14 protein-coding genes are annotated in these 13352 nt (G+C 70.6%); 3 read left to right on the top strand and 11 right to left on the bottom strand.

The genetic code is table 11. The annotated features are described in order from the left end of the window. Positions 1-386: 386 nt before the first annotated feature. From prmC to MKK52_RS08415, 4 genes are all read right to left on the bottom strand, one after another. The gene (gene prmC / locus MKK52_RS08430; protein ID WP_243953352.1) at positions 387-1262 is read right to left on the bottom strand and encodes a peptide chain release factor N(5)-glutamine methyltransferase; all 876 of its coding nucleotides are present in this window, start codon (positions 1260-1262) and stop codon (positions 387-389) included. After that, the gene (gene prfA / locus MKK52_RS08425) at positions 1259-2344 is read right to left on the bottom strand and encodes a peptide chain release factor 1 (RefSeq protein ID WP_243953351.1); all 1086 of its coding nucleotides are present in this window, start codon (positions 2342-2344) and stop codon (positions 1259-1261) included. Before prfA ends, prmC begins: the two co-directional genes overlap by 4 nt. Positions 2345-2439: 95 nt before the next feature. Continuing rightward, positions 2440-4701 carry a phosphoenolpyruvate--protein phosphotransferase gene (gene ptsP / locus MKK52_RS08420; RefSeq protein WP_243953350.1) on the bottom strand — a complete coding sequence of 754 codons (2262 nt, stop codon included), beginning with the start codon at positions 4699-4701 and terminating at the stop codon, positions 2440-2442. 142 nt (positions 4702-4843) lie between these two features. Beyond that, positions 4844-6079: an aspartate kinase gene (locus tag MKK52_RS08415; protein ID WP_243953349.1), complete on the bottom strand. Its 1236-nt coding sequence runs from the start codon at positions 6077-6079 to the stop codon at positions 4844-4846. A 222-nt stretch (positions 6080-6301) separates the two neighbouring features. On the opposite strand from MKK52_RS08415, the gene ubiG reads away from it, so the two are divergent. Continuing rightward, positions 6302-7057 carry a bifunctional 2-polyprenyl-6-hydroxyphenol methylase/3-demethylubiquinol 3-O-methyltransferase UbiG gene (ubiG, locus tag MKK52_RS08410; protein WP_243953348.1) on the top strand — a complete coding sequence of 252 codons (756 nt, stop codon included), beginning with the start codon at positions 6302-6304 and terminating at the stop codon, positions 7055-7057. A gap of 46 nt (positions 7058-7103) precedes the next feature. Then, positions 7104-7649: a YbhB/YbcL family Raf kinase inhibitor-like protein gene (locus MKK52_RS08405; protein WP_243953347.1), complete on the top strand. Its 546-nt coding sequence runs from the start codon at positions 7104-7106 to the stop codon at positions 7647-7649. A gap of 3 nt (positions 7650-7652) precedes the next feature. Here MKK52_RS08405 and MKK52_RS08400 read toward each other — a convergent pair whose 3' ends face one another. Further along, complete coding sequence (locus MKK52_RS08400) at positions 7653-8282, bottom strand: DUF1989 domain-containing protein (RefSeq protein WP_243953407.1); 630 nt, start codon at positions 8280-8282, stop codon at positions 7653-7655. A 5-nt stretch (positions 8283-8287) separates the two neighbouring features. Continuing rightward, on the bottom strand, positions 8288-9043 hold the full coding sequence (gene gntA / locus MKK52_RS08395; RefSeq protein WP_243953346.1) for a guanitoxin biosynthesis heme-dependent pre-guanitoxin N-hydroxylase GntA: 756 nt from the start codon (positions 9041-9043) through the stop codon (positions 8288-8290). A gap of 238 nt (positions 9044-9281) precedes the next feature. Between gntA and pyk the strand changes: the two genes are divergently transcribed. Beyond that, the gene (pyk, locus tag MKK52_RS08390) at positions 9282-10718 is read left to right on the top strand and encodes a pyruvate kinase (RefSeq protein WP_243953345.1); all 1437 of its coding nucleotides are present in this window, start codon (positions 9282-9284) and stop codon (positions 10716-10718) included. A gap of 4 nt (positions 10719-10722) precedes the next feature. Here the strand turns inward: pyk and MKK52_RS08385 are convergent, their stop codons facing one another. The 5 genes from MKK52_RS08385 to ykgO all read right to left on the bottom strand — a co-directional run bounded on the left by MKK52_RS08385 (position 10723) and on the right by ykgO (position 13288). Beyond that, the gene (locus tag MKK52_RS08385) at positions 10723-11034 is read right to left on the bottom strand and encodes a BrnA antitoxin family protein (protein WP_243953344.1); all 312 of its coding nucleotides are present in this window, start codon (positions 11032-11034) and stop codon (positions 10723-10725) included. Beyond that, the gene (locus tag MKK52_RS08380; protein WP_313898739.1) at positions 11021-11308 is read right to left on the bottom strand and encodes a BrnT family toxin; all 288 of its coding nucleotides are present in this window, start codon (positions 11306-11308) and stop codon (positions 11021-11023) included. The genes MKK52_RS08385 and MKK52_RS08380 overlap by 14 nt, the downstream gene beginning before the upstream one ends. 39 nt (positions 11309-11347) lie before the next feature. Then, the gene (locus tag MKK52_RS08375) at positions 11348-12358 is read right to left on the bottom strand and encodes an alpha/beta fold hydrolase (protein WP_243953343.1); all 1011 of its coding nucleotides are present in this window, start codon (positions 12356-12358) and stop codon (positions 11348-11350) included. A gap of 31 nt (positions 12359-12389) precedes the next feature. Further along, positions 12390-13025, bottom strand: a complete 636-nt coding sequence (locus MKK52_RS08370) for a tetratricopeptide repeat protein (protein ID WP_243953342.1) — start codon at positions 13023-13025, stop codon at positions 12390-12392. 137 nt (positions 13026-13162) lie between these two features. Beyond that, complete coding sequence (gene ykgO / locus MKK52_RS08365; protein ID WP_238207227.1) at positions 13163-13288, bottom strand: type B 50S ribosomal protein L36; 126 nt, start codon at positions 13286-13288, stop codon at positions 13163-13165. Positions 13289-13352 lie beyond the last annotated feature (64 nt).

The raw sequence follows: 13352 nt of genomic DNA, 5'->3' as shown, positions 1-13352 counted from the left end.
CCGTACTGCCCGAAAGCAGCCGTGCAACACCTCGCACGAACCTCACCGTTCGCCTGAGCCACCGCTTGCGTCGCAGGCCGAGGCATCGGCGCGGACCACAAGGCGATTGTCAGATTCGAGCGGTACCGGACCGGCGCGCGAGCCTCGCGTACACCCTGTTCCGGATCTTGAGGGGGTCGGCGAACTACGTGGCGGCCGTGGTCTCCACCGACCCTATCGCGGCTCGTCTTAACGAAACGTTCGCGATCTTCAAGCGGAGTCTACCGTCTCATGCGCGCTGCAACAAGCTTTTTTCGGTTTGCGGCTCCTCGCGGACGCTACGCAGGCTGCGGGCGACGGCTCGACTTGTATTCGGAGGCTCGATCTGGGCGCCCTCTCGGCCAAATTCAATGCACGAAGCTGAGAGCACGGTCGCGTCCAGCAAGATCCTGAAACAATCCCGTGCTGCGAAGCCCGCTGGCCACCCCGATTGCTCGGACGGACTCGGCCTGATCGTATCCGATCTCGAGGATCGCGGGCGCGCCGGGCGCCAGTATCCCGCCCTGCCCGAGGGCGCCGAGGATCTGGCGGTAGGCGCCGAGACCGTCCGCCCCGCCGTCGAGGGCGGCGCGGGGGTCGTGCTCGGCCACCTCCCGGTCGAGCCCGGCGATGATGGCGGCGGCGATGTAGGGCGGGTTCGACACGACGAGATCAAAGGGCCCCCGCAGGGCGGCGCACCAATCGCCCCGCACGAAACAGGCCCGCCCGCCGACGCCGTTCGCCTCGGCGTTGGCGCGGGCGGTGTGCAGGGCCGCCTCCGAGCGGTCGAGGCCGAAGCCGGTGGCGTTCGGCAGTTCGCTCAGGAGCGCCACGAGGATGCAGCCCGAGCCGGTGCCGAGATCGAGGATGCGGAGGGGCGCCCGCCGGTCGGGCAAGGCGGCGAGCGCCGCCTCCACGACGGTCTCGGTGTCCGGGCGCGGCACCAGGGTGTCCGGCCCGAGGGCGAAGGGCAGGCCCCAGAATTCCCAGGCGCCGAGGATGCGCGCGACCGGCTCCCCGGCCACACGCCGCGCCAGGGCCTCCGACAGGCGGGGCGCCTCCGCCCCAATGGGGCGGTGGCCGTCGAGGGCGAGATCGCGGGAGGACAGGCCGAGCAGGCCGAGCACGAGGAAGCGCGCATCCCCCTCGGCCTGCGCGATGCCGGCGGCGGCAAGGACCGCGCCCGCCCGGCGGATCGCGTCGCGCAGGGACAGGGAAGCGTCGAGGCCGCCCTCCCCGCTCACGCCATCCCCTCGGCGGCCAGCAGTTCCGCCTGGTGCTCGGCGATGAGGGCGTCCACCACCTCGTCCAGGGCGGTGCCGGCCATCACCTCTTCGAGCTTGTAGAGGGTGAGGTTGATGCGGTGGTCCGTCACCCGCCCCTGCGGGAAATTGTAGGTGCGGATCCGCTCCGAGCGATCACCGGAGCCGACCTGCGCCTTGCGGTCGGCGGCGCGGGCGAAATCCTTCGCGGTGCGCTCGGCGTCGTAGAGCTTCGCGCGCAGGAGCGACATCGCCCGCGCCCGGTTCTTGTGCTGCGAGCGCTCCTCCTGGACGAAGACCACGATCCCCGTCGGCAGGTGGGTGATGCGGATCGCCGATTCCGTCTTGTTGACGTGCTGGCCGCCCGCCCCTTGCGCCCGCATCGTGTCGATCTTCAGGTCGGCATCGTTGACGACGATGTCGACATCCTCGGCCTCCGGCAGCACCGCGACGGTGGCGGCGGAGGTGTGGATGCGCCCTTGCGTCTCCGTGTCGGGCACGCGCTGCACCCGGTGGGCACCGCTCTCGAACTTCATCCGGGCGAACACGCCCCGGCCCTTCACCTCGGCGATCACCTCGCGGTAGCCGCCGACCGTGCCCTCGCTCTCCGAGACCAACTCGACCCGCCAGCCCTTCGTCTCGGCATATTTGGCGTACATGCGGAACAGGTCGCCCGCGAACAGGGCCGCCTCGTCCCCGCCGGTCCCGGCGCGGATTTCGAGGATGGCGCTCTTCTCGTCCGCCGCATCCTTCGGGAGCAGCATCAGCTGCAGGGCACGGTGGGCGGCCTCCAGGGCCTCCTCGGCCGGCGGTTTCTCCTCGGCGGCGAAGGCGCGCATCTCCGGGTCGGTGCCGGCCTCCTCGATCATCGTCTCGATGCCCTTCAGGTTATCGAGGGCGGAGCGGTACTCGCGGATCGCCGCGACCACGGGATCGAGGTCGGACAATTCGCGCGAGAGCTGCACGACCGTCTCGGCATCGCCCTCGCCGGAGGCGAGCTGCGCGGTGACGAGATCGTGCCGGACGAGGATGGCGTCGAGGCGTTCGGGGGGAAAAGGTATCATCGCCCGGTTGTTCTGTGGGGACGTCGGTGTGTCGGCCCGGTTCCGCGAGGGGGTACAACCACGGCGAAAGGTTTCGCAAGGTGCGGCGGGCGTCGCTAGATCGGGACGCCGTTGTCGCGGGCGTAGGCGGTGAGCAGCGGCCGCAGGGTCTGGCCGTCGTGCATCGTCGTCATCTCGGCCTCGATCAGCCGGGCGACCTCCCCCGCGTCGAGGCTGAGCACCATCGCCTTCAGGGGGCCGATGGCGGCGGGCGACATCGACAGGTTGCGGAAGCCGAGCCCGATCAGCGCCATCGCGTCGAGGGGGCGCCCGCCGATCTCGCCGCAGACCGTCACCGGGCAGCCGGCCGCGTTGGCCCGCTCCGCGATCAGCCGGAAGGCGCGCAGGGCCGCCACGGAGAGCGGATCGAACCGGTCGGCCACGCGCCGGTTCTCGCGGTCTACCGCAAACAGGAACTGCATCAGGTCGTTGGAGCCGACCGAAAGGAAATCCGCCTCGCGGGCGATCTCGTCGATCTGGAACAGCAGCGAGGGCACCTCGACCATCGCCCCCAATTCGCAGGGCTGGGGCAGCTTGTAGCCGTGCCGGGCGAGATGGGCCTTCTCCCGGTCCACGATCTCCCGCGCCTGCACGAATTCGTGCACGGTCGCGACCATCGGGAACATGATCTTGAGGGGCCGCCCCTCGGCCGCCTTCAGGAGGGCCCGCAGCTGCATCCGCAGGAGCGCCGGCCGGTCGAGGCCGATGCGGATCGCCCGCCAGCCCAAAGCCGGGTTCTCCTCCTCCAGCTTGGCCATGTACGGCAGGATCTTGTCGCCGCCGATGTCGAGGGTGCGCACCGTCACCGGCCGCCCGCCCGAGGCCGCGAAGGCCTGGGAATAGAGCGCCTGCTGCTCCGCCGCCGAGGGCATCCGCTGGGCGACCATGAACTGCAACTCGGTGCGGAACAGGCCGACGCCCTCCGCCCCGGTCTCGTCCAGATGGCTGAAGTCGATGAGCAGCCCGGCATTGAGGTTGAGGCCGACCTTCACCCCGTCGCGGGTGATGGCGGGGACGTCCCGCAGGGCGCGGTACTGCTCCTGCCGCCGGGCGCGCAGGCGCACCATCTCGGCGTAGGAGGATTCGATCTCCGGCCCTGGCCGGACATGGATCTCGCCCGCCACGCCGTCCACGATGATCGCGTCGCCGGATTCGCAGAGCGCCGTGGCGTTCTCGACCTCGCCCACGGCGGGGATGCCGAGCGCCCGCGCCACGATGGCGACGTGGCTTGTCGGGCCGCCCTCCTCCAGCACGATGCCCCGGAGCGTCCCCGCTTCGTAATCGAGGAGCGCCGCCGGCCCCATGGTGCGGGCGACGAGGATCGCGTTCTCCGGCAACGGCGCCGTGCCCGCCGCGCCGGGGCCGATCAGCGCCCGCAGCAGGCGGTTGGCGAGGTCGTCGAGATCGTGCAGGCGCTCGCGCAGGTAGGGATCGGACTGGCGCAGCATCCGCGCCCGGTTGTCCGACTGCACCCGCTCCACGGCGGCCTCGGCGGTGAGGCCCGAGGCGACGGCCTCGCGCATCCGCCGCAGCCAGCCCTGGTCGTGGGCGAACATCCGCACGGTTTCCAGGACCTCGCGGGATTCGGCGGTGCCGATCCGGTCGCCCCGCTCCACCAAGGCATCGATGGCCGAGCGCACGCCCTCGATGGCTGCATCGAGACGGGCGACCTCGCGGTCGACGTTCTCGGCGATGAGGGTCTTCACCACGAGGCGCGGCTCGTGCAGCACCACGTGGCCGAGCCCGATCCCGTCCGAAAGGGCGACGCCCCGCGCCATGACCGGGCGGCGGTTGGCGGTGCTCGCCTGCGAGCCGAGCCCGTCGAGTTCGCCCGAGGCGATCATCTCCGAGAGCACCATCGCGGTGGTCTGGAGCGCCTCGATCTCTTCCTCGGAATAGACCCGGTAGGTCTTGTTCTGGACGGTGAGCACGCCGAGCGTGTGGCCCGCCCGCAGGAGCGGCACGCCGAGGAAGGCGTGGTAGATCTCTTCCCCCGTCTCCGGCCGGTACGAGAAGGCCGGGTGCTTCTGCGCGTCCGAGAGGGCGAGGGGCTCGGCGGTGGAGGCGATGAGGCCGACGAGGCCCTCGTCGGCGCGCAGCCGCGTGAGATGCACCGCCTCGCGGTTCAGGCCCTCGGTGGCGAAGAGTTCGAGGATGTTGTCGTCGCGCAGGACGTAGACCGAGCAGACCTCGGCCACCACGTTCGCAGCGATCAGCACGACGATCCGGTCGAGACGCGCCTGCGGGCTCACCGGCTCCGCCATCGCTTCGCGGAGGCGGCGCAGCAGAAGGCGCGGGCCTCCGAGCGCAGCGGGCATCGTATCGTCGTTCCAGCGTCGGCGGGCGGCCGTGGCGTCGGCCCCCTGCAACCTTGGCGCCAATCGCCCCGGGACGGCAATCCGTCCCGGGGCGTTTAGTTCATCAAAGCACGGCTTATCAAAGGCCGGCGGCCCTCGCGCCTCAGGCTTGGTCGAGCCCGTAGAGCGAGTGGAGCGTGCGCACCGCAAGCTCTGTGTAGGCGGCGTCGATCAGGACCGAGAACTTGATCTCGGAGGTGGTGATCGCGCGGATGTTGATGCCCTTGGCCGCGAGCGCTCGGAATGCCTTGGCGGCGACGCCGGCATGGCTGCGCATTCCGACGCCGATGGCCGAGACCTTGACCACGTCCGTGGCGCCCTCGATCTGCGCATAACCAATATGTTCGCGGGCCTGATCGAGGATGGCGCGGGCGCGCTCGTACTCGGCGGAGGGCACCGTGAAGGTCATGTCGGTGGTCGACTGGTCGCCCGAGACCGTCTGGATGATCATGTCGACGTTGATGTTGGCATCGGCCAGCGGCCCGAAGATCGCGGCGGCGACGCCGGGGCTGTCCTTGACGCGGCGCAGGGTGATCTGCGCCTCGTCCCGGGAAAACGCGATCCCGGTGATGATCTGCTGTTCCACGATGTCGTCCTCGTCGCAGATAAGGGTACCCGGGCGCGCGGCGTCCGGCGGGTCGAAGGAGGAACGGACGGTGGTCGGCACCCGGTGCACCATCGCGAGTTCGACGGAGCGAACCTGCAGCACCTTGGCGCCCAGCGAGGCCATCTCCAGCATTTCCTCGAAGGTCACGCGCTCCATGCGCCGGGCCTTCGGCACGACGCGGGGGTCGGTCGTGTAGACGCCGTCCACGTCGGTATAGATGTCGCAGCGCTCGGCCCCGATGGCCGCCGCGATCGCCACGGCCGAGGTGTCCGAGCCGCCGCGCCCGAGGGTCGTCACCCGGCCGCTCTCGGGGTGGATGCCCTGGAAGCCGGCGATCACCGCGACCTCGCCCCGCGCGAACCCGGCGTCGAGGTTGGCGGAGGGGATGTCGGCGATGCGCGCGGATCCGTGCGCGTCCGAGGTGAGGACCGGGATCTGCCAGCCCTGCCAGGAGCGGGCCGCGATGCCCTCCTTTCGCAGGGCGATGGCGAGGAGGCCGGCGGTCACGAGTTCGCCGGAGGCGACGACGGCGTCGTACTCGGCGGTGTCGTAGAGGGCGTTCGCGTCCTTCACCCAGTCGATCAGCTCGTTGGTCTTGCCGGACATCGCCGAGACGATGACGGCGACCTCGTAGCCGGCAGCGACCTCGCGGGCGACATGGCGCGCGACGTTGCGGATGCGCTCGACGTTGGCGACGGACGTACCGCCGAACTTCATTACCAGACGGGGCATTCTTCGAACGTTTCCAAGCCCGTGCAGCCGGAGCGGGCATCCCGCCGAAGACCGGCCAGGGCCCGCCCCCGGACGGGTTTCGCGGGTACTCGGGCCTGCCTGCACTGTCAATTGCCGGTCAAGCATGGCCCCCGCCCGCGAGGCCGCGCCGCAGGCCCGGCGTCTTGCGCTCGGGCGCGGGATGGGGTGGAGGTCGCGGGAGGGTCCTTGAGGTGAAGCGGCATGGTCTCGGCGGGTGAAGGCAAGGGCGGGTTCGTGGACCGGGAGGAGGTCGCGCGGTTCGACGCCATGGCCGCCACGTGGTGGGACGAGGCCGGGCCGATGCGGGTGCTGCACCGCTTCAATCCCGTGCGCGTCGGCTACATCCGCGACGCCCTGTGCCGCCATCACGGCCGCGACCCGGCGGTGCCCTTCGCCCTCGATGGCCTGACGATCTGCGATGTCGGCTGCGGCGGCGGCGTCCTGTCCGAGCCCCTGGCCCGGCTCGGCGCCACCGTGACGGGGCTCGACCCGGCCGAGCGCAACCTCGCCGTCGCCCGCGCCCATGCCGAGGCGGCGGGCGTGCCGGTGGATTACCGGGCGCGGACCATCGAGGAGATCGTCGCCGCCGGCGAGACGTTCGACGCCGTGCTCATCATGGAAGTGGTCGAGCACGTCTCCGACATGCCGGCCTTCGTGCGCAGCGCCTGCGCGGCGGTGAAGCCCGGCGGGCTGCTTTTCGCCGCCACCCTCAACCGCACGATGCGCTCCTTCGCGCTCGCCATCGTCGGGGCGGAATACGTCCTTGGCTGGCTGCCGAAGGGCACGCACAACTGGGAGAAATTCGTGAAGCCGGACGAACTCGCGGCCGCGATCCGCTCCGGGGGTCTCGACGTCACCGACACGACCGGCGTCGTCTACAACCCGCTGACCGACGGCTGGCGCATGGGGCGCGACACGGCGGTGAACTACATGCTGAGCGCCGCCCGCCCCGCTTGAACCGTGGGACCCTTCCGTCGTTGACCGGCGACAGAAGGAGTGCCCGATGCTTGAGAAGATGCCCCGCGTGCTGGGCGAGGCCCTGTCGGGCCTGAAGGCCGGTCTCGACGGAACCACCTACCTCTCCGAATTCCCCGGCGTGGCGGAGACCATCCGCGTCGGCAGCGATGCCTTCGCCGACCGCGCCGCCCTGCCACCGCGCTTCACCGCCGATGGCGAGGGCGTCTCGCCGCCCTTGTCATGGGACGGCCTGCCCACGGGCGCCGTGTCCGTCGTGGTGATCGTGGAGGATGCCGGCAGCCCGACGCCGCGCCCTCTCGTCCACCTCCTCGCCTGGAACCTCGACCCCGCCGCGTCCCTCCCGGAGGGCGCCACCGGCCCGACCTTCGGCAAGAACAGCTTCATGAAGACCGGCTGGCTGCCGCCGGACCCGCCCACCGGTCACGGCAACCACGAATACCTGTTCCAGGTCTACGCGCTGTCGCAGCGCCTTGACCTGGAGGAAGGCTCCGGCCGCGAGGCGCTGGTCGATGCGATGCGGGACAAGGTCCTCGCGAAGGGCGGCCTGATCGGCACCTACGCGCGGACCTGATCCTCAGCCGGCCGGGTCGATCCGGTAATGGATCGGCTTGAAGCTGCCATTGTTCGATTGCAGCGCGGAGCAGGCGGTGAGGCCGACGATGAGGTCGGCCTCCGCCACGAACGCGATATGGTCCCCCGCCTTGCTGAGGGGCGGTTCGACGGTCAGGGCGCCCGTCGTGCCGTCCACGGGCACGTTCATGAAGCAGTTGAACGCCACCGGGATGCGATCCGGCGCGATGCCGTAGGGGTCGAGCGCCGCCGCGAGGTTGCCGAAGCAGCCGCGATGCGGGTTCGTGTCGCCGTAGATGATGCGGAACGTGTCCGCCGAGCAGGGCGTGAGCAGGAAATCGTGCCGCCCCACCGTGTCCTCCACGATCCGCAGGAGCACGTTCGAGCGGTTCGAATAGAGCGGATCGCCGGTCGTGAGGTAGATCTTGCTCGCGTAGTCGAGGGTGCGGCCGTTCGAGATCACCTCGTCCAGATCGTGCCGGTTGAAGGCCACGAGGTCGGCGACCTGCTCGCCGCGCGGGTCGATCACCGTCAGCCTATCGCCCTTGTTCAGGGTGAAGGCCACGCCGGAGCGCGGTGAAATCTCATGGTGCTCGCCGCTCACGTCCGTCCCTCCGGTCCCCGTGCCCACCATCTGGGTCACGCGCCGCTTCCGATCAGGGGGAGATCGAACGGGTGGATCGATTCCCGCATCTTGGCGAGGTCCGCCGGGGCGCGCTCCGCGCGCGGGGTGAAGGGGCATTGCCATTCCGGGCCGACCTGCCGCCCGCTGTACTGGCGCGCCTCGGAGGTCTCGCCGTGGCGGGAGAGCATCGGGTTGATGCTGCCGGCCAGAGCCTCGTCGCGCTGCAGGATCGAGGCGCGCAACTTCTCATAGCGGCCCTCGTTGCGAAGCCGCTCGAACTGCGCGTGCAGATTGAACACCATGACCGGCGAGGGGAACCGCCGGGCCGGGCGGCTCGCGTTGGGATGCAGGCCGACGACGAAGAAGGCTTCACCGCCGAAGCTCAGGGAGAAATGCGGGTTGTCCGGATCGGTGGCGACGCGCCCGTCATGGGGCTGGCCGAGCCAGGAATCCTTGTCCGACAGCGATTGCGCCCGTTGCCACAGGCAGGTCTCGAACGCCTCCTCGGAGAGCCGCTCGGGCTCTTCGAACACCACGGCGAAGCTCTGGAACAGGTCCGGCGCCTCCCGATAGCTGGCAATGAACGACAGAAGTGCGGGGTAAATCCGCATGTCGTCCCACCCGGATCGGATGTCGCGTGCGACGACGATCCTCAATTTTCCGCGAGACAGCGCCGATTTCGCCCCGACGCAGGGAAACGGCGGATCTTGGATGAACGCTCGCAAAGCCTGGGCTTGCGGATGCTCACGGTCGTCGCGGGGAAATTCCATTGGTGGTCTGCTACTCGATTACTCAGGAACGCTTACGCCTTGGGCGGTACCTGCCCGGCCCTTCGGCAACCTCACGCCCCGGGCAGCGTTCCGGGCTGCGACCAAAGGATCTGTGGGTAGCTTTTCGTGCCGGGAAGACGCCGCGGCTTGACGGCGTGGCGCGGCCGATGCTCAGACCGCCGGAACGGACCAAGGGGTCGCCGCGGGCGGCCGAGACGAGTCCGGGAGGGCCGCCGTTTTGAAACGTTCCCGTCGCACCAAGATCGTCGCGACCCTCGGCCCCGCATCCGACACGCCGGAGATGATCGAGCGGCTGTTCCGGGCCGGCGCCGACGTCTTCCGCCTCAACATGAGCCACCTCTCGCGGGAGAAGCTGCCCGAAAAGGTCGAGGTGATCCGGGCCATCGAGCGCGAAGCCAAGCGGCCGATCGGCATCCTCGTCGATCTCCAGGGGCCTAAGCTGCGGCTCGGCGTCTTCGCCGAGGGCGCGGCGATCCTGGAGAAGGGCGCGACCTTCGTCCTCGACGGCGACACCACGCCGGGCGACATCGGCCGCTGCCACCTGCCCCACCCGGAGATCCTGCAGGCCCTGGAGCCGGGCCACGCGATCCTGCTCGATGACGGCAAGCTGCGCCTCACCGTGCTGAAGACCACGGGCGACCGCGCCGTGACCCGCGTCGAGGTCGGCGGGCGCATCTCGAACAAGAAGGGCGTGTCCCTGCCGCACACGGTCCTGCCGGTGCCGGCCATGACCGAGAAGGACCGCCTGGACCTCGAAGCCGGGCTCAATGCCGGGGCCGACTGGATCGCGGTGTCCTTCGTGCAGCGGCCCGAGGACGTGGCCGAGGTGAAGAAGGTCTGCGCCGGGCGCGCCCTGGTGATGGCCAAGATCGAAAAGCCGCAGGCCCTGGCGCGGCTCGACGAGATCATCGAGGTCTCGGACGGGCTGATGGTCGCCCGCGGCGACCTCGGCGTCGAGATGCCCCTCGAACAGGTGCCGGGGGTGCAGAAGCGCCTCACCCGGGGGGCGCGCCGCTCCGGCAAGCCGGTGGTCGTCGCGACGCAGATGCTGGAATCGATGATCACCGCGCCGGTCCCGACCCGCGCCGAGGTCTCGGACGTGGCGACCGCCGTCTACGAGGGCGCGGATGCGGTGATGCTCTCGGCCGAGAGCGCGGCCGGCGCCTTCCCCATCGAGGCGGTGACGACGATGAGCCGGATCGCCGAGCAGGTGGAGCGCGACGCGCTCTACTGGTCGATCATCCGCGCGCAGAAGGACACGCCCGACCACACCGCCGCCGACGCCATCGCGGCGGCCGCGCACCAGATGGTCGACGCCCTGGATCTGCGGTCGATCATGGCCTGGACGAATTCCGGATCGACGGTGCTGCGCCTGACCCGCGAGCGCCCGAACGCCTCGGTGATCGCCCTGACGCCCCGCCGCGAAACGGCGCGGCGGCTGGCCATCGCCTGGGGCGTCCACCCCATCGTAACGAAGGATGCGAGCGACGTGGACGACATGTCATTCCGCGCCGCCAAGTTCGCCGTTCGTGAAAAATTCGCGGCGGTGGGCGACCGGATCATCGTCGTCGCCGGCCTGCCCTTCGGCACGCCGGGCGCCACGAACCTCGTGCGCCTCACCTTCATCACGCGGGAGCACGCCGAGAAGGCGTGAGGGCTTAAGCCCGGTTCCGGAGCCCGGCGGCCAGCACCTCGGCCATGCGGACCTGCCAGCCGGGGCCGGTGGCTCGGTAGCCCTCGACCACGCCGGGGGGCAGGCGGAGCGAGACGAGCACCTTGCTGGCCTCGGATCGCGGCCGCCCCCGGCGGCCGAGCCGCGCCAGCAGAGCGGGGTCCAGCACCTCCGAGGCGGGCTTGGCCTGCGTCGCCTCCTCCGGGGTCGCGTCCGGGCTGTCGGGGTCGCGGGCGATCATCGCCTGGATGCGAGCTTCCTCGGCATCGGAGATCGGGGGCGCCTTACGCTTCGTCATAGATCTTCCTCTCCATGCGGCTGGCAGGGCGGAGGCTGATGGCCGAGATCGCCTCGGTTCCCAGCGGGCTGAAGACGAGCGTCACGAGCGCATCGTCGAGGAAGCCGATGGCCTTGAGTCTCGGCGTGCCCGTTCGGCTTGCACGGGTCGGCAGGATGACAGCCGTCTCCCACTCGAACCGGTCACGGGCATCGGCGAAATCGAGGCCGTGACCATCTGGCTCCGGGAGGAGGTTCCTGGCCCGCTTCGCCTCATCCCAAACCATCGCCGTCATGCCATTATTGTAGCTACAACAATTGGCGGCGCAAGAGGTTCACGGCAACGCGGCAGGCACTGCGTCGCGCCGGATGGTCGCCTCGAGGTCGGACACCGCGCCGGCCAGGGCTTCCGGGGCGGTGTAGTGGATCATGTGTCCCTGCCCCGTGAGCAGGACGAGGCGGGCGCCGGGGATGGCGCGGGCCAGGGGTTGGGCCTGCAGGTCCGGCCGCACGATTGGATCGGCCGCACCGGAAACGACGGTGGTCGGCACGTGCAGGGTGCCGTAGCGCGGGCTCATGGCGGCGAGGCTCGGCGTCAGGCCCACGAGGTCCTGCACGTTGGCGAGCAGCGTGTGCGGCCGCAGGACGAGGGCGGCGCGAGAGGTCTCGATGTAGCCGGGCACCGGCTCCTCGGGCTTGAACACCCGGTTCCCGGCCTCGCGGAGATAGGCCAGGGCGATGGGCGGCCCCACCGTCCGGCTCAGCACCCAAAGGATCGGCGGCTTCAGCGCGAGGCGCCAGTACCACGGCAGGGTGATCGGCCCCGGCATCGGCATCCCGACCGGTGCCGCGAGGACGAGGCCCGCGACCCGCTCCGGGTGGTCGAGGGCCAGGGCCAGGGCCAGCGCCCCCGCCCAGGAATGGCCGAGGACGATGGCCGGGCCGACCCCCATCGCCGCGAGGGCGTCGGCGATCAGCGTCGCCTGGGCCTGCGGCGCGGCGTCGGCGCCGCCATGGGGGCGGTCGCTCCATCCGAAGCCCGGCCGGTCGAAGGCGATGACGCGGAACCCCCGCGCGGCCAGCAGATACCCGACGCCGCCCATCGGGTCGGCAGCGTTGGCCGAGGCCCCGTGCAGCAGCACCACCGGCTTGCCGTCGGCGGGCCCGGCCTGGATCGTGGCGAGCCGCCCGCCGGGCACGTCCACGAACGGCCCGGCCGGCGGGTAGAGGGCGCCGACCCGCAGCGAGATGACGAGGCTCGCCACCGCCCCGAGGGCGAGGACGAGCCCCGCCACCGCGAAGGGCAACGCGAGGAGGACGAGCAGGAGACCGGAGGCGCGCGCCATCACAGGCCCACCGGGGCGCCGGTGCGGGCGATCACAGGTCGCGGCCGTCCACGTCGGGGGCGAGGCGGTCCACGGCGTCCTGCACCTTGTCCATCTTCGGATAGAGCGCCAGTGCCCGGCGGAAGGCGGCCAGCGCGCGGCCCTTGTCGTCCATCGATTCGTAGATCTTGCCCATGGCCGACCACGCCTCGAAATGGCGCGGCTCCAGCACCAGGGCCCGCTGCAGGTCCGCCAGGGCCTCGCTTTTGTCGGAGAGCAGCCAGAACACGGTCGCCCGGCGGTTCCATCCCTCGGACCAGGTCGGGTCGAGGGCCGTCGCCCGGTCCATCAGTTCGGCGGCCAGCGCGAAGTCGCGGCCGGTCATGGCCTGCCGTGCCCGGTCGGTGAGGAGATCGACGGTGGCACTGCCGGAACGGTCGAGGCGCTGCTCGATCAGGCGGGCGATGCCCTTGGCCTCGGCCGGGTCGTCGCTGGCCTTCAGCCGGGCGAACAGGTCGTCGAGGCTCGGCGGCTTCGGAACGGGCTTGGCCGCCGGTTTCTCGGGTTCTTGTCTCTCGGGCGCGGACCGGGGGCTGGGCCGTCCCATGCCGTCGGACGGGGCCGCGACGGCCGCGCCCGCCAGGGGCAGGACGGCCAGAAGAAGCAGGAAGGGGTTCGCGCGCGCCATGGTTGTAAGCTGCGGCGGACAGGCGCTCCCGTCAACGCGCCGTCGTGCCGCGCGGGCCGACGCGCGAAAGCCGCGCCCTGGCGGACGCGGCTTCGCAAACCATCGCAATGCGCCCGACCGGAGCCGGGCGGCGGTCTTCAGCCCTGGCGGGCCTTGAAGCGCTTCTGCGTCTTGTTGATGATGTAGACGCGGCCCTTGCGGCGCACGAGCTGGTTGTCGCGGTGGCGGCCGAGCAGGGACTTGAGGGAGTTGCGGATCTTCATGGGTCTCTCGGCCCGCGAGGGGCCGTCCAGGAACGGGGTTCGTCGAAAACGTCCGGCCGGTCTC

The organism is Methylobacterium sp. J-067 (assembly GCF_022829465.1).
GTDB classification, from domain to species: domain Bacteria; phylum Pseudomonadota; class Alphaproteobacteria; order Rhizobiales; family Beijerinckiaceae; genus Methylobacterium; species Methylobacterium litchii.
Note: the sequence above shows the minus strand (reverse complement) of the source record. Positions and strands in the feature narration are given on the sequence as shown.